Source organism: Aeromonas crassostreae (assembly GCF_054052445.1).
This window is the reverse complement of the sequence record NZ_JBSTYM010000027.1, coordinates 1-16,629: the sequence shown is the minus strand read 5'-3', so window position 1 is coordinate 16,629 and position 16,629 is coordinate 1. Positions and strand designations below refer to the sequence as shown.

Genomic DNA, 16,629 nt, shown 5'->3' with positions numbered 1-16,629 from the left:
CGCCGATCAGTTAAGGCCCAGACGCAGCCCGGATTCCATCAGGCGACAATTGTGATCCGCCAGACGGCTCATGAAGTGCTCGTCGACGGTCAGGCCAAACACCTGCTCATAGAGCTCCTTCATCACGAAAGGCTGCCACATCATGCTGAGGAAGGAGACCTTGAGCATCTCGGGATCCACGTCACCACCGAGCTCGCCGCTCTCTCGCATGGCGCTCAGCAAGGCATCGAACTGAGGCATCTGACGCTCGAGGAGGCGATTTAGCACAAAATCCCGCCCAGGGCTTTTCTCGGTCGATAATGCGCTGGAGATGGCGGAGGTGAGCTCGCTGTTGGGGGCCATCACCTGGTAGTAGGTGCTGAGCAGATCATTGAGGCTGCGATGGCCGCTCTCATCCTGCCAGGCCTGCTCCAGCGGCTCGGCCACATCCCCCAGCACGGCCTGATAGAGCCCCTCCTTGCTGCCGAAGTAATAGTGGATCATCGCCAGATTGGAGCCGGCCCGTTCGGCGATCTCCCGGGTGGTGACCTTGCTGTAGGGGGTGGTCAGAAAGCGCTCACGGGCGGCGGCGAGCAGCTTGTCACGAATGTCTGATCGTCCGACCGGGCGACCGGGTCTGCGTTTTTCCATGAAATACCTCGAATGAATGCGCGAAAGGCTGATAAGTCGATCCGGTTGCTCAGACGATTGAGTGCAGCAGGAATGACCGGATAATCGAGCAATGGCGGAACATGGAACAAGGAAATTTGCACTCCTTTACAATTCGATTAAATAAGGCAGGGGATCCCATGGGTAAAGTCCGATTGACACAGCATAAAAAACTCGATATTGGTAAAGCATGACTGACTGGAAGGATTGTTCACCTCATGGGTATTGCCGCTCGCCTACTACTAGTTTCCCTAATCGCGACTCCTCGCGCGGGATCCTTGTAGCCGGGCTCAGGCAAAGCCGGTCATTACAAAAACCCGTGCAACCTGCACGGGTTTTTTTATGCCATTGGCAGGATGCACACCAAAGCACTTAGGAAGAGGGAAAACAGATGTCAAATCGGGTCATCATATTCGATACCACCTTGCGTGATGGTGAGCAGGCATTGGCGGCCAGTCTGACGGTCAAGGAGAAGCTGCAGATAGCCTTTGCCCTGGAGCGGCTCGGCGTCGACGTCATGGAAGTGGGCTTCCCGGTCTCCTCCCCCGGCGACTTCCAATCGGTGCAGACCATCGCCCGCAGCATCAAGAACAGCCGGGTCTGCGCCCTGGCCCGCGCCCTGCCCAAGGACATCGATGCCGCCGGCGAAGCCCTGCGGGTCGCCGACGCCTTTCGCATCCACACCTTCATCTCCACCTCCTCCATCCATGTGGAGAGCAAGCTGAAGAAGAGCTTCGAGGACGTGCTGGAGATGGGGGTTAGCGCCATCAAACATGCCCGCCGCTACACAGACGACGTGGAGTTCTCCTGTGAGGATGCGGGCCGCACCCCCATCGACAACCTCTGCCGCATGGTGGAGGCTGCCATCAAGGCCGGCGCCCGCACCATCAATATTCCGGATACCGTGGGCTACACGGTACCGACCGAGTTTTCCGGCATCATCCAGACCCTGTTCAACCGGGTACCCAACATCGATCAGGCCATCATCTCGGTGCACTGCCACGACGATCTCGGCCTCTCGGTGGCCAACTCCATCGGCGCCGTGCAGATGGGGGCGCGCCAGATAGAGTGCACCATCAACGGCATCGGCGAGCGGGCAGGCAACTGCTCCCTGGAAGAGGTGGCGATGATCCTCAAAACCCGCGCCGATCTGCTCGGGGTGCACACCAACATCCGTCACAACGAGATCCACCGCACCAGCACGCTCGTCAGCCAGCTGTGCAACATGCCGGTGCAGCCCAACAAGGCCATCGTCGGCGCCAATGCCTTCTCCCACAGCTCCGGCATCCATCAGGATGGCGTGCTCAAGGCGAAGAACACCTACGAAATCATCACCCCCGAGAGCATAGGCCTGACCCAGAACAGCCTGAACATGACCTCCCGCTCCGGCCGCCACGTCATCAAGCACCGCATGGAGCAGATGGGTTACGCCGAGAGCAGCTATGACCTCGACCATCTCTACGGCAAGTTCCTGACCCTGGCCGACAAGAAGGGGCAGGTGTTCGACTACGACCTCGAGGCACTGGCCTTCTTCAGCCAGATCCACGAGGAGCCCGAGCACTTCAAGCTGGAGTACCTCGGGGTGCAGAGCGGCAGCTCTGTGCTGGCCACCGCCTCGGTGAAATTGAAGGTGGGTCAGGATCTGGTCTGCGAAGCGGCCACCGGCAACGGCCCGGTGGATGCGGTCTACCAGTGCATCAATCGCATCAGCGGCATCGATATCCGCATCGACAAGTACGAGCTCAAGGGCAAGGGGGAAGGCAAGAATGCCCTCGGCCAGGTCGACATCGTCGCCGAGTACAAGGGGCGCAAGTTCCATGGCATGGGGCTGGCCACCGACATCATCGAATCCTCGGCCCAGGCCCTGGTCCACGTGATCAACAGCATCTGGCGCGCCGATCAGGTCGCCGAACAGATGGGACGCAATAACAATACCAAGACGGAGACAGTATGAGCAGTTATCGGATCGCAGTATTGCCGGGTGACGGCATTGGCCCGGAAGTGATGGCCGAGGCCATCAAGGTGCTGGACAAGGTGCAGGCCAAATTCGGCTTCTCCCTCGACTATGATCGCTTTGATGTCGGCGGCATCGCCATCGACAACCACGGCACCCCCCTGCCGCAGAGCACCATCCAGGGCTGCGAAGCGGCGGATGCGGTGCTGTTCGGCTCGGTCGGTGGTCCCAAGTGGGAGCATCTGCCGCCCAACGATCAGCCGGAGCGCGGCGCCTTGCTGCCCCTGCGTGCCCACTTCAAACTGTTCTGCAACCTGCGTCCGGCCCGCATCTACACCGGCCTGGAACAGTTCTCTCCCCTGCGGGCCGACATCTCGGATCGCGGCTTCGACATCGTCTGCGTGCGCGAGCTGACCGGCGGCATCTACTTCGGCCAACCCAAGGGACGCGAGGGGAGCGGGGCCAGCGAGAAGGCATTCGACACCGAGGTGTACCATCGCTTCGAGATAGAACGCATCGCCCACCTCGCCTTCCAGGCTGCCCGGGTACGCCACTCCAAGGTGACGTCCATCGACAAGGCCAACGTGCTCGCCTCCTCCATCCTGTGGCGCGAGGTGGTGACCCAGGTCGCCAAGGCCTATCCGGATGTGGCCCTCAGTCACATGTATATTGACAACGCCACCATGCAGCTCATCAAGGATCCGTCCCAGTTCGACGTGCTGCTCTGCTCCAACCTGTTCGGCGACATCCTCTCCGACGAGTGCGCCATGATCACCGGCTCCATGGGGCTGCTCCCCTCCGCCAGCCTCAACGAATCCGGCTTCGGCCTGTTCGAGCCCGCCGGTGGCTCGGCCCCGGACATCGCCGGCAAGGGGATTGCCAACCCCATCGCCCAGATCCTCTCCGCCGCCCTGATGCTGCGCTACAGCCTCGACCAGGAAGCGGCCGCCCAGGCCATCGAGCAGGCCGTGGCCCAGACCCTGGCAGAAGGCTACTTCACCGCCGATCTGCACCAGGCGAGCGCCAAGCACCCGGTGCAGAGCACCGCCGACATGGGCAGCCAGATCGCCGCGCGCATCTGATGGCAATGGTTTGAATAAGAAGGAAAGAGCAATGTCCAAGACCCTCTATCAGAAAGTGTTCGACGCCCACCTGGTGCGGGAAGTGGAAGGGGAGACGCCCCTCATCTACATCGACCGTCACCTGGTGCATGAAGTGACCAGCCCCCAGGCATTCGACGGCCTGCGCGCCATGAAGCGCCCGCTGCGTCGCCCGGATCTGACCTGGGCCACCATGGATCACAACGTCTCCACCACCACCAAGGACATCGCCGCCTCCGGCGAGATGGCTCGCATCCAGATGGAGACGCTGGCCGCCAACTGCAAGGAGTTCGGGGTCCGTCTCTACGACCTCAACCACAAATACCAGGGCATAGTCCACGTGATGGGGCCTGAGCTCGGCATCACATTGCCCGGTACCACCATCGTCTGCGGCGACTCCCACACCGCCACCCACGGTGCCTTCGGGTCGCTGGCCTTCGGCATCGGCACCTCGGAGGTGGAGCACGTGATGGCCACCCAGACCCTGAAACAGGGGCGCGCCAAGACCATGCGCATTTCGGTCAACGGCAAGCTGGCCGAGGGCATCAGCGCCAAGGACGTGGTGCTGGCCATCATAGGCAAGGTCGGCGCTGCCGGCGGCACCGGTTACGTGGTGGAGTTCGCGGGCGATGCCATCAGGGGTCTCTCCATGGAAGGGCGGATGACGGTGTGCAACATGGCCATCGAACTCGGCGCCAAGGCGGGCATGATAGCCCCCGACCAGACCACCATCGACTACATCCAGGGCAAGGTATTCGCCCCCACCGGCGAGGCGCTGGCGCAGGCCATCGCCTACTGGCAGACCCTCAAGAGCGATGCCGATGCCACCTTCGATGCCGAGGTGGTGCTCAACGCCGCCGACATCGCCCCTCAGGTCACCTGGGGCACCAACCCGGGCCAGGTGATCGCCGTCAATGAACCCATTCCGGCACCGGAATCCTTCAGCGATCTGATGGAGCAGCAATCCGCCCGCAAGGCGCTGGCCTACATGGACTTGCAGCCGGGCCAGAAGCTCTGTGATGTCACCATCGACAAGGTGTTCATCGGCTCCTGCACCAACAGCCGCATCGAAGACTTGCGCGCCGCCGCCGCCATCGCCCGTGGCCGCAAGGTGGCCGCCGGGGTACAGGCCCTGGTGGTGCCGGGCTCCGAGCAGGTGAAGGCCCAGGCCGAGGCCGAGGGGCTGGACAAGATCTTCCTCGAGGCTGGCTTTGAGTGGCGCCTGCCCGGCTGCTCCATGTGTCTGGCCATGAACAACGACCGGCTGCAACCCGGGGAGCGCTGCGCCTCCACCAGCAACCGCAACTTCGAAGGGCGTCAGGGCCGCGCCGGCCGCACCCACCTGGTGAGCCCGGCCATGGCCGCCGCCGCCGCCGTCACCGGCCGCTTCGCCGACATTCGTGCGCTGTAACGACAGGGAAAACATGATGACAGGTTTCAAACAACGCGGACGGCCCTTCGCCGTCACCGACATCATCTTCGCCGATATTCGCGCACTGTAAGAGGAGATAACGATGACAGGATTCAAACAGCATAAAGGGATCGTCGTCCCCCTCGACAGCGCCAACGTCGACACCGACGCCATCATTCCCAAGCAGTTTCTGCAGAAGGTCAACCGCATCGGCTTTGGCAAGCACCTGTTCCACGACTGGCGCTTCCTTGACGATGCAGGCCAGCAGCCCAACCCCGAGTTCGTGCTCAACCAGCCGCAATTCGCCGGTGCCAGCATCTTGCTGGCACGGGAGAACTTCGGCTGTGGCTCGAGCCGCGAACACGCCCCCTGGGCGCTGGCGGACTACGGCTTCAGGACCATCATTGCCCCGAGCTTTGCCGACATCTTCTACGGCAACGCCATCAACAACGGCATGGTGCCGGTACGCCTGAAAGAAGAGGAGGTCGAGGCCCTGTTCCAGCTGGTCGCGGCCAATCCGGGCATCGAGATCGAGGTGGATCTGGAGGCCAATCAGGTGCGCGCAGGTAGCCTCACGTTCGGCTTCGAAATCGACGAATTCCGCCGTTACTGCCTGCTCAACGGGCTGGATGCCATCGGCCTGACCCTGCAACACGAGGCCGCCATCAGTGCCTTCGAGGCGAAGCAGCCAAGCTGGATCTGACGCGCCAGCGGCAAGAAAATAGGTAGAATCAACAGGGAGCCGAGGCTCCCTGTTTTATTGTCGGGTCGCGGTACAAGACCCGCCACCTCGGCATGTCCGACAGGAGACACCTATGTCCGCAAGGTACGCCTTTTCACTGCTCTGCCTGCTGCTCAGCCTCCCGGCCCTGGGCGGGCAGACCTATTTCAACGGCAGCGGCGGTCAGCTCAATGTCGGCTGGCAGGACAGGGAGGGCCCCCCCCAGCAACTCAGCTACCGGCTGGAGGCGGGCAAGCTGCCACCCCTCATCGCCTATCGCCCGGCCAGGATGCAGGAGGAGGTACTGCAGAGCCTGCTGCAGCAGGCTGCGCTTGAGTTCCCCGAGGTGCAATTCTCCCTCGCCCGGCCCGGATTCGAGCTCGGCCTAAAGAGCCGCAACCAGGACAAGGCCAGGGCCGCCATGGCCTGGGTGAAGGAGCGTCGCGCCGAGCTGGAGCGCGAATGGCTGCACGATCGTTATTTCCAGTATTTCACCCCGCCCGACGGCCAGCCCGCCATCAAGCAGGACCATGTGCGCATCGCCCTGGAGAGTCGCGCCGAACTGGCGCCTCTGGCCGAGCAGCTCAGGCAGGAGGGGGCCACGGAGACAGAAATACGCCAGCAGACGGTGGCACACATGCTCTACTTCGTGCAGGCCATTCCCTATCTGCTGCTCGACAACCCCAGCGGGCGCAGCGGCCGCGACCTCTTGACCCCGCGCCAGGTGCTGGAGCAGAACCGGGGAGATTGCGACAGCAAGGTCACCCTGATGGCTGCCCTGCTGGCCCAGCTCTTTCCCGACCTCAAGCAGGCCATGGTGTTCGTGCCGGGTCATGCCCTGCTGGGGGTGGCCCTGCCGGCTCAAGCGGGCGAGGCGACCCTGAACTGGGAGGGGGAGACCTATCTGCTGCTGGAGCCGACCGGCCCAGCCACCCTGCCCCCGGGCCAGCTGGCGCCGAGCAGCAGAGTCTTGGTGGAGAGCGGCCAGCTGAACGTGCAGCCGGTGCGTCCCGAGGAGACGGGATGAGCCGAAGACAAGGCTCGGGGACTGTATGCCGATGCGCCCGCCAGCCGGGCGCATCCTTTAACCTATCTGTTGAAACTCCACCGCCAGCAGCTTGCCTTCTGCTTCATCCAGCTCCCGAATGATGCGGGCCCTGGCCTCAAACGGCGGCAACAGATTGCTGTGGGTGGCGAGACTGACCCGGATCGGCTGGCCAAGATCGAGGCCGTGTTCGCTGACCAGTATCCCCATGCCATTGGCGCTCAGATCCCGGCAGATCCCCACCAGGATGAGATCCTGCTGATAGAGGGTGACGGGGGCATTGATTATCATGCGCTGAAAGGCGCGTCTTTCCTTGGTGCTGGTGATCACTCGAACCTCCTGGTGTGGTTACTCTCGCCCCGCCCACTGCGCAAGTTGTGCTGGCCTGGCCCCCAGAAGGTTAATACAATGCGACTCCTTGCTCAAACGGGGTGCGCCCAGGCGCTGAGATGATACCCGTGAACCTGATCCAGATAATGCTGGCGGAGGAATTTGAGACAAGAGGCGCGGGGCGCCTCCTCATCCGTCGGCACCTCACAGGAGTGCCATAGATGAACACCATGCTGACCGCCGCCACCGCCCTGCTGCTCACTGGCGCCGCCCAGGCCGCGCCCCCCCCGACCCTCACCGTCTATACCTATGACTCTTTCGCCTCCGAATGGGGCCCGGGCCCCAAGGTCAAGCAGGCGTTCGAGCAAGAGTGTGGCTGCACCCTCAATCTGGTTCCGCTTGAAGACGGGGTCGCCATCCTCAACCGGCTGCGCCTCGAGGGGAGCCACAGCAAGGCCGACCTGGTGCTGGGTCTGGACGATGCCCTGATGGCCGAGGCCAAGCAGAGCGGTCTGTTCGCCCCCCATGCCACCCGACTCGACGCCCTCAAGGTGCCGGGGGGCTGGCAGGATGACAGCTTCGTCCCCTATGACTACGGCTACTTCGCCTTCGTCTACGACAGCGGCAAGCTCAAGCATCCCCCCAAGAGCCTGAAAGAGCTGGTGGAAAGCCCCAATCTCAAGGTGATCTATCAGGATCCCCGCACCTCCACCCCGGGTCAGGGGCTGATGCTGTGGATGAAGTCCGTCTACGGCGACCAGGCCCCGGTCGCCTGGGAGCAGCTGGCCAAGAAGACGGTTACCGTCACCAAGGGCTGGTCCGAGGCCTACGGCATGTTCATGGATGGCGAGGCGGACATGGTGCTCTCCTACACCAGCTCCCCCGCCTATCACCTGATCGCCGAGCAGAAGAGCCAGTATCGGGCCGCCGCGTTCGAGGAGGGGCACTACCGCCAGGTAGAGGTGGCCGCCAAGCTCAAGGGCGCCAGACAGGACGAGCTGGCCGACCACTTCCTGCAATTCATGGTAAGCCCCGCCTTCCAGCAACTGATCCCGACCGGCAACTGGATGTATCCGATCATCAGCACCGAACTGCCCAAGGGATTCGAGCAGATGATCACCGTCACCAAGCCGCTCGCCTTCAGCGCGGACGAGGTGGCCGCCAACCGCAAGGGCTGGATCCGCGAGTGGCTGCAAGCCGTCACCCAGTGAGGGCAGGTCGCCGTCTGCTCTGGTGGCTGCCGGGCAGTGCCGCCACCCTGGTCATCCTGCTGCTCTCCCTGGGGCCGCTGGCAGCCCTGCTGTGGCAGGCGGGCACCCTGTCCCCCCGCGCCCTGCTGAGCGATCCCTATCTGCGCCACGTGCTGGGCTTCAGCCTGGGGCAGGCCCTGCTCTCCACCCTGCTGAGCCTGGGGCTGGCCATTCCCGTGGCCCGCGCCCTGGCCCGGCGCCATTTCCCGGGCCGCCGCCTGCTGCTCAAGCTGTTCGGCCTCTCCCTGGTGCTGCCCGTCATCATCGCCATCTTCGGCATCGTCGCCGTTCATGGCAGGCAGGGCTGGCTGCCGCAGCTGTTGCGCGGCCTGGGGCTGGATCCCGGCAACTACCTGTACGGCCTGTTCGGCATCCTGCTGGCCCATGTCTTCTTCAACATGCCCCTGGCGGCCCGCCTGCTGCTGCAAAGCCTGGAGACCATCCCCGAATCCTCCTGGCGCCTGGCCAGCCAGCTCGGCATGCGCTCCTCCCATATCTTCCGGCTGCTGGAGTGGCCGCTCATTCGCGCCGCCCTGCCGGGGCTGGCCAGTCTCATCTTCATGCTCTGCTTCACCAGCTTCACCACAGTGCTGGCGCTGGGAGGCGGCCCCAAGTCCACCACATTGGAGGTGGCCGTCTACCAGGCGCTGCGCTTTGACTTTGATCTCGCCACCGCAGGCGGCCTGGCCCTGGTGCAACTGCTGCTCACCGCCGCCCTGCTCCTGGTGCAGCACAAGTTGCAGAGCAGCCCGGCCAGTCGCATGAACCGGGCAGGTACCACGCGGCGCCCGGACAGCCAGCAGCCGGGCACCCTGCTGACCGACAGCCTGGTGCTGCTGCTGGCCATCGCCATCTTCCTGCCGCCCCTGCTGGCCATCCTGATCGCCGGCGCCAATGGGGAACTGCTCACGGCGCTGGCCTCCCGCGCCCTGTGGCAGGCGGCGGGCCAGTCCCTGCTCATCGCCGTCGGGGCCGGGACCCTCGCCACCCTGCTCGGCAGCGGCCTGCTGCTCACCAGCCGCCATCTCAAGGTGCGCAGGCGTCGCCGCCGCGCCGCCGCCCTGTGGGAGGCCAGCGGCGCCATGATCTTGATGATCCCGGCGGTGGTGCTGAGTACAGGGCTCTTCATCCTGTTCATGCCCTTCGCCGATGTGTTTGCCCTCGCCCCCTGGCTGGTGGTGCTGGTCAACGCCCTGATGGCGCTGCCCTATGTGCTGCGCACCCTCTCCGCCCCCATGCAGCTGGTGGTGCGCCAGTATGACAGGCTGGCGGACAGCCTTGGGATGAGCGGGCTCCATCGCTTTCGCCTGGTGGAATTGCCTATGCTGCGCCGCCCGCTGGCGCTGGCCATGGCGCTCTCCATGATATTGTCCCTCGGGGATCTCGGCGCCATCGCCATGTTCGGCAGCCAGAGCCTCACCACCCTGCCCTGGCTGCTCTATCAGCAGCTCGGCAGTTACCGGCTGACCGAGGCGGCCGCCACCGCCCTGCTGCTGCTGCTCTTGTGTCTTTCCCTGTTCTGGTTGGTCGAAAGAGGCCTTGGAGGAAAGCATGCCGAACATTGAGGCCCGGCACTCTCACCACTTATTCGGCCCCCCTGGTTGGTCCAGCCGCCTCCTGGAGAAGACAACATGCCGAACAGTGAGGCCCGGCACTCTCACCACTTATTCGGCCCCCCTGGTTGGTCCAGCCGCCTCTTGGAGAAGACAACATGCTGAACATTGATGGGCTGGTCACCAGCTACCCCGATTGGCGCGTCAGCTTCAGCGCGGCGCTGCCCAAGGGGGAGATCACCGCCCTCATCGGCCCGAGCGGCGCCGGCAAGTCCACCCTGCTCGGCATGATAGCGGGCTTCGTGCCGGTGGAGTCCGGCACCCTCGCCTTCGACGGCCAGGATCTGCTGCCGCTGGGCCCAGCCGAGCGGCCGGTCACCACCCTGTTTCAGGATCACAACCTCTTCCTGCACCTGTCGGTGTTCGACAACATCGCCATCGGCCTGCACCCGGGACTGCGCCTGAGCAGCGCCCAGCGAAGTCAGGTGATCGATGCCGCCGGACGGGTAGGCCTCAGGGAGATGCTGACGCGCCTGCCGGAGCAGCTCTCCGGCGGCCAGCAACAGCGGGTGGGGCTGGCCCGCGCCCTGGTGCGGGGCAAGCCGCTGCTGCTGCTGGACGAGCCCTTCTCGGCGCTCGATCCCGCCCTGCGCCGGGAGATGCTGGCCGAAGTGGCCCGCCTCGCCTGCGAGCAGGGCATTACCGTGCTGATGGTCTCCCATAACCCTGAGGATGCCCAGTTGATTGCCGATCGGCTGCTGTTTATCGACGAGGGGCGCATCGCCCTGCAGGGCAAGCCGAATATCCTGCAAAGCAGCGATCACCCCGGGTTGCTGCGCTACCTGGGTCGCGCTGTGGCGCCAAAATGAAGGGCTTACAAGCTGATGGTCTCCCCCTGTCATACCCCTGAAGATGCCCTGTTGATTGCCGATCGGCTGCTGTTTATCGACGAGGGGCGCATCGCCCTGCAGGGCACGCCGGATATCCTGCAAAGCAGCGATCACCCCGGGTTGCTGCGCTACCTGGGTCGCGCTCCCTTGCCATAGCGCCGGCAGCCGGCGTCAGAGATCAAAAAAGGGAAGCCGGCCGGCTTCCCTTTTCCATATGCAGAGATGTCGTTACATCAGAGGTTTTCCTCGGCAAACGAGGCCAGTCGGCTGCGCACTACCCCGTTGAGGTAGATGTTGGCGCTCCCTTCGAAGTTCTTGAATCGCTCGACGATGTAGGTCAGCCCCGAGGTCACCGGACTCAGGTAATTGGAGTCAATCTGGGCCAGGTTACCGGAGCAGACGATCTTGGTTCCCTCGCCGCAGCGGGTGATGATGGTCTTGAGCTGAGAAGCGGTCAGGTTCTGGCACTCATCCAGCAAGACGAAGGTGTTCTGGATGCTGCGCCCGCGCATGAAGTTGACCGATTTGAACTGGATGTTGGCCTTCTCCATGATGTAGCTGAGCGACCCGCTCATGTTCTCGTCCTGCTTGTGCAGCACCTCCAGGGTATCGGTCACCGCCGCCAGCCAGGGCATCATCTTCTCCTCCTCGGTACCGGGCAGGAAGCCGATGCTCTCGGCAATTTCCGGGGTGTTGCGGGTGACGATCACCTTGTCGTAGATCCCTTTTTCAATCACCAGTTCCAGGGCCGCCGCCATGGCGAGCAGGGTCTTGCCGCAGCCCGCCGGGCCGGTCAGGATCACCAGGTCGATGTGGGGATCGAGCAGGGCATCCAGGGCCATGCCCTGATAGATGTTCTTGGGATGCACGCCCCAGGCCTTGCGCGACATCAACCGCTCGCGGCCCAGATCCCGCAGCCGTATGTGTTGATCGTCATGCTCGAGCACCCGAGCGGCGAAGAAGTTCTCCTCGTCGATGAGGTACTGGTTCACATGCACCCCCTCGAGCAGCTTGGTATCGACCACATGGACGGTTTCCCGGCCATGGGTCTCGCTCTCGCACTCCCCCACCCGCTCCCAGAAGCTGCCAGGCACCTGCTGGAACCCCTTGGCCAGCAACCGGATGTCGTCGATCAGCTGGTCGCTGCGATAATCCTCCACATGGGCCAGCCCGGCGCCCTTCGCCTTGAGCCGCATGTTGATGTCCTTGGTGACCAGCACCACCTGACGCTTGGACTCATGCTTTTGCAGGTAGAGGGCGGCGTTGATGATGCGGTTGTCCGCCTCCTTGTCGGTGAAGATCTCGGCATCCTGGGGCAAATGGTGGTCACTGAAGATGGAGATATGGCCCGAGGCCTCGCCGGCCAGGGTCACCCCTGTGGTGATCTGCTCCGGCGTCGCGTCGCGGAACACATCCTCCAGCGCACGAATGGCCACCCTGGCATCCCGGCTCACATCCTTCTGGCGATCCTTGATGTTGTCGAGCTCTTCCAGCACCGTCATGGGGATGAGCACGTCGTGCTCTTTGAAGGAGTAGATGGCGAGGGGTTCGTGTAACAGAACGTTGGTATCCAGGATAAACAGCTTCCGGTCCGCATTGTCCATAAGCATCCTCCTTGGCACTGAAGGTGCCACGTGTGTGAATCTCAGATGTCATTGAAACCACACGGCCGTGACAGTTTTATTACCCCCAACGCTACGCCCGATTTTACCGCTGCGCAACAAATCGCTCGCACACCCGTCTCAGCTGAACATAAAAACAGCAATGAAAAGACCGGCGCACTGGCCGGTCCCTTGTCACGGTTCACTCCCTCAACCGCACTTGGAATCGCCGCAGTTGAGGCAGGTCATGCAGCCATCCTTCCGCACCAGCGCCCTGGTGTGGCACTTGTAGCAGAGTGCCGCACTGGCCGGGAAACCACTGCCGACCTGCTGGGCCTCTGTCTGCTGCTCGGCCAGAAACTCCTGCTGATGCTCATCGGGCCCGGGCACCTTGAGCATGCCGATCTCGGTGAGATGGGTCTCAATCACGTTGCCAATCTCGGCGATAAGGGACGGCACATACTTGCCCTTGTTCCAGTAACCCCCCTTGGGATCGAACACGGATCTCAGCTCCTCCACCAGGAAGGTGACATCCCCGCCCTTGCGGAACACCGCGGAGATGATACGGGTCAGCGCCACTATCCACTGATAGTGCTCCAGGCTCTTGGAGTTAATGAAGATCTCGAACGGGCGGCGGGTCTCGTGCACCGTACCCTCGTTGAGCACTATGTCGTTGATGGTGATGAACAGCGAGTGCTCGGAGACATGTTCCGGCGTCTTCAGCTTGTAGGTGGTGCCCATCAGCCGCTCCGGGCGCAGCACGGTTTCGTGCATGTGCACCACGTCATCCTGGGGGACCAGATCGTCTTGCGGCTCATCCCGGGTTTTCACCTTGTAGGCGACGATTTTCCTGTCGATCTTCTTGACCATGTCTCGTCCTCAGAATTTGCCGTAATAGCCTTCTTTCAAGGCGTCGTAGAGGTTGGCGGCGGTGTGCAGCTCGCCATCGTATTCGATCTCCTCGTTCCCCTTGGCCGTGACGACGGAGCCATCCTCCAGGATGAACTCGTAACTTGTGTTCTCCAGATCCTGCTCCTTCACCAGCACGCCCTGGAAGGCCTCCGGGTTGAAACGGAAGGTGGTGCAGCCCTTGAGCCCCGAGTCCGAGGCATACATGTAGATATCCTTGAACTGCTCGAACGGGAAGTCGGTCGGCACGTTGGCGGTCTTGGAAATGGAGGAGTCAATCCAGCGCTGGGCCGCGGCCTGAATGTCCACGTGCTGGGCCGGGCTGATGTCGTCGGCCGTGATGAAGTAGTCAGGCAGGCGGCTGGCGTCATCTTCGGTGTAGGGCATCGCTGCCGGGTTCACCAGCTCGCGGTAGGCGAGCAGCTCGAACGAGTAGACATCCACGCTCTCCTTGCTCTTCTTGCCTGGCTTGATGACATTGCGGCTGTAGTGATGGGCAAAGCTCGGCTCTATACCGTTGCTGGCGTTGTTGGCCAGCGACAAGGAGATGGTACCGGTCGGCGCTATGCTGCTGTGGTGGGTGAAACGTCCACCCACCTCGGCCAGCTCGGCCACCAGAGCGGGATCCACCTCCGCCACCTGTTGCATGTAGCGGCTGTAGCGCGCATGCAGCACCTTGCCCTGCACGCTGTCACCGAGCTTGATGCCATCTGCCGCCATCTCGGGGCGCAGCCGCAGCATCTTGCCGGTCACCTCGAACGCCTGCTCCATGATGGGCGCCGGGCCCTTCTCCTTCGCCAGCGCCAGGGATTCGCGCCAGCCGGTCATCGCCAACTCCTGGGAAACCTGTTCGGTAAAGGCGACGGAAGCCGCAGAGCCGTACTTGATGCGCAGCATGGTGAGGGTCGAGCCCAGTCCCAGGAAGCCCATGCCATGACGGCGCTTGGCGGTGATCTCCTCGCGCTGCTTGGGTAACGGCAGCTGGTTGATATCCACCACGTTGTCGAGCATGCGAGTGAAGATGGCCACCACCTTGCGAAACGCGGGCCAATCGAAAGCCGCTTTTTCAGTAAAAGGGTCGCGCACAAACTTGGTCAGATTGACCGAGCCCAGCAGACAGGCGCCATAGGGGGGCAAGGGCTGCTCGCCACAGGGGTTGGTGGCGCGGATCTCCTCGCAGAACCAGTTGTTGTTCATCTGATTGACCTTGTCGATCAGGATGAAACCGGGCTCCGCATAGTCATAGGTGGAGGTCATGATAACGTTCCACAGCTTGCGCGCGGGCAGGGTCTTGTAGACCTTGCAGGCCACCTGGCCCGAGTCGCTTATCACCACCCCTTCCTTGTTCGGCCAATCGGCCCAGATCACCAGCTCGGGATCGTCCAGCGCTATGCCGTCCTGCGCCACCTCTTTGGCGGTGTAAGGGAAGATCAGTTGCCAGGGGGCATCCTCCTTCACCGCCTTGACGAACGCTTCGGTGATGAGCAGGGAGAGGTTGAACTGGCGCAGGCGGCCATCCTCCCGCTTGGCCTGGATGAACTCGACAACGTCGGGATGCCGGATATCCATGGTGCCCATCTGGGCGCCACGACGGCCACCGGCTGATGAGACGGTGAAACACATCTTGTCGTAGATATCCATGAAGGAGAGCGGCCCCGAGGTGTAGGCGCCGGCCCCCGAGACGAAGGCGCCGCGCGGGCGCAGGGTCGAGAAGTCATAGCCTATACCGCAGCCCGCCTTCAGGGTCAGGCCGGCCTCGTGCACCTTGCCGAGAATGTCATCCATCGAATCTTCGATGGTGCCGGAGACGGTGCAGTTGATGGTCGAGGTGGCAGGTTTGTGCTCGAAGGCGCCGGCATTGGAGGTGATGCGACCCGCCGGAATGGCGCCATTGCGCAAGGCCCACAGGAAAGGCTCATACCAGGCGTCAGGTTCGCGCTCCTGCGCCGCCAGCGCGCGGGCAACCCGCTGATATGTCTCGTCTATGGTACCGTCGATAGGCGCCCCATCCTTGCTCTTGAGGCGATACTTGCTGTCCCAGATCTCGAGGGAGGTTTCCTGCAGGGGGATGAGAGCCGATTCGGATCCGCTCTCCAGCACAGGGTTGGATTTAGCCATCTTTCAAACCACCTTATGTGAATGCGACAACCTCATGACAGAGTCAAAAAACACTATAAATAGGTTTAATAACAACTCAATCACACTATATGTAGTATCTCCCTCACTGTACGCCGCCGCCATCCCAAAAAAACGCCCCGGCCAGCAGGTTGCTGGACCGGGGCATTTAACTGATTCATTTCCCTAAAGATTTAATGCGAGGGACTATCTCAGGGTTTCTTGACGTATACGATCGGCGTCTCGCCCGCCATATTCAGATAGAACTCATAGACACCATCGGCATCTGGCGAGAACTTCATGTCCTCATACTTGGAGCAAGGGTTGCTTGGCACAGCCTCCCCGCCCAGCACGACGACGCCATCGCTCGGGCTCTGGTAACCGAAGTTGGTGCCGCAGCTCCAGCCGGTGTCGGCAAACTTGAACTTGTAGGGGGCCCACTCTTTCTTGAGGGTCCCCTTGGCCATGTAAAGCTTGTCGGCCACCTTGACCACCTTGCTCTCATCGGTGGCCATCCAGTCGTTCATCTCACCACGCAGGTAGATGGACTTGCCACCAAAATCGCCTGCGTCTGCCGCCTGTTTTGCACCGCCATTGGCTGCACAACCGCCTAATACCAGGGTTCCCGCCGCCAGTATCATCGTTACTGTTCTCTTGAACATGTGTCCATTCCTCAAATTATTGTGATTCCTTGGTCCATCCATGTGGACCCATGGATTAAACCAGAGCAAACATCACAATAAAGGTAAGGCCATCACAATCTGTACTTTTTACGTCCACTCAATGAGGTTGATAGACAATTGTCGAGCAAAATAAAACCAATCCAAGGAGTAACAAGAGAAGAATAATGGTGCAGTAAGGGACAATGAAGCGTCAGAAGGGATCATCATGGCACAGGCCAGACAATTCTCAGATAACAAAAAACCCCGCTCGATGAGCGGGGTTTTTTGTGTTGGCTGCCTGCCAAGAGCGTTCTGCTCTCGCGTGGCCGACGATGCGGTCGCATCATCGCTAATTGGGTGCCTGGCAGTGTCCTACTCTCGCATGGCGAATGCCACACTACCATCGGCGCTACCGCGTTTCACTTCTGAGTTCGGCATGG

The 16,629-nt window shown here is 62.1% G+C and carries 15 protein-coding genes, 1 rRNA gene and 1 riboswitch; of the genes, 9 read left to right on the top strand and 7 right to left on the bottom strand.

The window, feature by feature from the left end; translation table 11 throughout:
- Positions 1 to 6 precede the first annotated feature (6 nt).
- Positions 7 to 630, bottom strand: a complete 624-nt coding sequence (locus ACW5W4_RS16580; protein ID WP_427261389.1) for a TetR/AcrR family transcriptional regulator — start codon at positions 628 to 630, stop codon at positions 7 to 9.
- 409 nt (positions 631 to 1,039) lie between these two features.
- Between ACW5W4_RS16580 and leuA the strand changes: the two genes are divergently transcribed.
- The 5 genes from leuA (at position 1,040) to ACW5W4_RS16555 (ending at position 6,861) form a co-directional block, all read left to right on the top strand.
- Complete coding sequence (gene leuA, locus ACW5W4_RS16575) at positions 1,040 to 2,602, top strand: 2-isopropylmalate synthase (RefSeq protein ID WP_427261388.1); 1,563 nt, start codon at positions 1,040 to 1,042, stop codon at positions 2,600 to 2,602.
- Complete coding sequence (gene leuB / locus ACW5W4_RS16570; protein WP_427261387.1) at positions 2,599 to 3,684, top strand: 3-isopropylmalate dehydrogenase; 1,086 nt, start codon at positions 2,599 to 2,601, stop codon at positions 3,682 to 3,684. The genes leuA and leuB overlap by 4 nt, the downstream gene beginning before the upstream one ends.
- Positions 3,685 to 3,715: 31 nt before the next feature.
- A complete protein-coding gene (gene leuC, locus ACW5W4_RS16565; RefSeq protein ID WP_456690119.1) occupies positions 3,716 to 5,113 on the top strand; it encodes a 3-isopropylmalate dehydratase large subunit in 1,398 nt (465 codons plus the stop codon).
- A 103-nt stretch (positions 5,114 to 5,216) separates the two neighbouring features.
- The gene (gene leuD / locus ACW5W4_RS16560) at positions 5,217 to 5,816 is read left to right on the top strand and encodes a 3-isopropylmalate dehydratase small subunit (RefSeq protein WP_427261385.1); all 600 of its coding nucleotides are present in this window, start codon (positions 5,217 to 5,219) and stop codon (positions 5,814 to 5,816) included.
- 112 nt (positions 5,817 to 5,928) lie between these two features.
- Positions 5,929 to 6,861, top strand: coding sequence for a transglutaminase domain-containing protein (locus tag ACW5W4_RS16555; RefSeq protein WP_456690118.1), 933 nt, complete (start codon positions 5,929 to 5,931; stop codon positions 6,859 to 6,861).
- Positions 6,862 to 6,918: 57 nt separating this feature from the next.
- On the opposite strand, the gene ACW5W4_RS16550 is transcribed toward ACW5W4_RS16555, so the two are convergent.
- Positions 6,919 to 7,209, bottom strand: a complete 291-nt coding sequence (locus tag ACW5W4_RS16550) for a PilZ domain-containing protein (RefSeq protein ID WP_041997774.1) — start codon at positions 7,207 to 7,209, stop codon at positions 6,919 to 6,921.
- Between the two features lie 87 nt (positions 7,210 to 7,296).
- Positions 7,297 to 7,387, top strand: a riboswitch (TPP riboswitch).
- 43 nt (positions 7,388 to 7,430) lie between these two features.
- Here ACW5W4_RS16550 and thiB point away from each other — a divergent pair.
- The 4 genes from thiB (at position 7,431) to ACW5W4_RS16530 (ending at position 11,058) form a co-directional block, all read left to right on the top strand.
- Positions 7,431 to 8,420, top strand: coding sequence for a thiamine ABC transporter substrate binding subunit (gene thiB, locus ACW5W4_RS16545; RefSeq protein ID WP_456690117.1), 990 nt, complete (start codon positions 7,431 to 7,433; stop codon positions 8,418 to 8,420).
- Positions 8,396 to 10,024: a thiamine/thiamine pyrophosphate ABC transporter permease gene (gene thiP / locus ACW5W4_RS16540; RefSeq protein ID WP_456690116.1), complete on the top strand. Its 1,629-nt coding sequence runs from the start codon at positions 8,396 to 8,398 to the stop codon at positions 10,022 to 10,024. The genes thiB and thiP overlap by 25 nt, the downstream gene beginning before the upstream one ends.
- 146 nt (positions 10,025 to 10,170) lie before the next feature.
- Positions 10,171 to 10,881: a thiamine ABC transporter ATP-binding protein gene (gene thiQ, locus ACW5W4_RS16535; protein ID WP_456690115.1), complete on the top strand. Its 711-nt coding sequence runs from the start codon at positions 10,171 to 10,173 to the stop codon at positions 10,879 to 10,881.
- A gap of 15 nt (positions 10,882 to 10,896) precedes the next feature.
- Complete coding sequence (locus tag ACW5W4_RS16530; protein WP_456690114.1) at positions 10,897 to 11,058, top strand: hypothetical protein; 162 nt, start codon at positions 10,897 to 10,899, stop codon at positions 11,056 to 11,058.
- A gap of 77 nt (positions 11,059 to 11,135) precedes the next feature.
- Here the strand turns inward: ACW5W4_RS16530 and ACW5W4_RS16525 are convergent, their stop codons facing one another.
- From ACW5W4_RS16525 to rrf, 5 genes are all read right to left on the bottom strand, one after another.
- Complete coding sequence (locus tag ACW5W4_RS16525; RefSeq protein WP_427261380.1) at positions 11,136 to 12,506, bottom strand: PhoH family protein; 1,371 nt, start codon at positions 12,504 to 12,506, stop codon at positions 11,136 to 11,138.
- 207 nt (positions 12,507 to 12,713) lie between these two features.
- Positions 12,714 to 13,373, bottom strand: a complete 660-nt coding sequence (locus ACW5W4_RS16520) for a TSCPD domain-containing protein (protein ID WP_456690113.1) — start codon at positions 13,371 to 13,373, stop codon at positions 12,714 to 12,716.
- Between the two features lie 9 nt (positions 13,374 to 13,382).
- Positions 13,383 to 15,530, bottom strand: a complete 2,148-nt coding sequence (locus tag ACW5W4_RS16515) for an adenosylcobalamin-dependent ribonucleoside-diphosphate reductase (protein ID WP_456690112.1) — start codon at positions 15,528 to 15,530, stop codon at positions 13,383 to 13,385.
- 209 nt (positions 15,531 to 15,739) lie between these two features.
- Positions 15,740 to 16,189 (bottom strand): pullulanase, encoded by a 450-nt coding sequence (locus tag ACW5W4_RS16510; RefSeq protein WP_456690111.1) that lies wholly within the window; start codon positions 16,187 to 16,189, stop codon positions 15,740 to 15,742.
- Positions 16,190 to 16,548: 359 nt separating this feature from the next.
- A 5S ribosomal RNA gene (rrf, locus tag ACW5W4_RS16505) occupies positions 16,549 to 16,629 on the bottom strand; the annotation flags it as partial.

What these genes read in the sequence shown, in the direction of transcription:
- ACW5W4_RS16580 (WP_427261389.1), bottom strand. Translation starts at nt 630, where the DNA reads ATGGAAAAACGCAGACCCGGTCGCCCGGTCGGACGATCAGACATTCGT.
- leuA (WP_427261388.1), top strand. Translation starts at nt 1,040, where the DNA reads ATGTCAAATCGGGTCATCATATTCGATACCACCTTGCGTGATGGTGAG.
- leuB (WP_427261387.1), top strand. Translation starts at nt 2,599, where the DNA reads ATGAGCAGTTATCGGATCGCAGTATTGCCGGGTGACGGCATTGGCCCG.
- leuC (WP_456690119.1), top strand. Translation starts at nt 3,716, where the DNA reads ATGTCCAAGACCCTCTATCAGAAAGTGTTCGACGCCCACCTGGTGCGG.
- leuD (WP_427261385.1), top strand. Translation starts at nt 5,217, where the DNA reads ATGACAGGATTCAAACAGCATAAAGGGATCGTCGTCCCCCTCGACAGC.
- ACW5W4_RS16555 (WP_456690118.1), top strand. Translation starts at nt 5,929, where the DNA reads ATGTCCGCAAGGTACGCCTTTTCACTGCTCTGCCTGCTGCTCAGCCTC.
- thiB (WP_456690117.1), top strand. Translation starts at nt 7,431, where the DNA reads ATGAACACCATGCTGACCGCCGCCACCGCCCTGCTGCTCACTGGCGCC.
- thiQ (WP_456690115.1), top strand. Translation starts at nt 10,171, where the DNA reads ATGCTGAACATTGATGGGCTGGTCACCAGCTACCCCGATTGGCGCGTC.
- ACW5W4_RS16530 (WP_456690114.1), top strand. Translation starts at nt 10,897, where the DNA reads ATGGTCTCCCCCTGTCATACCCCTGAAGATGCCCTGTTGATTGCCGAT.
- ACW5W4_RS16525 (WP_427261380.1), bottom strand. Translation starts at nt 12,506, where the DNA reads ATGGACAATGCGGACCGGAAGCTGTTTATCCTGGATACCAACGTTCTG.
- ACW5W4_RS16520 (WP_456690113.1), bottom strand. Translation starts at nt 13,373, where the DNA reads ATGGTCAAGAAGATCGACAGGAAAATCGTCGCCTACAAGGTGAAAACC.
- ACW5W4_RS16515 (WP_456690112.1), bottom strand. Translation starts at nt 15,530, where the DNA reads ATGGCTAAATCCAACCCTGTGCTGGAGAGCGGATCCGAATCGGCTCTC.
- ACW5W4_RS16510 (WP_456690111.1), bottom strand. Translation starts at nt 16,189, where the DNA reads ATGTTCAAGAGAACAGTAACGATGATACTGGCGGCGGGAACCCTGGTA.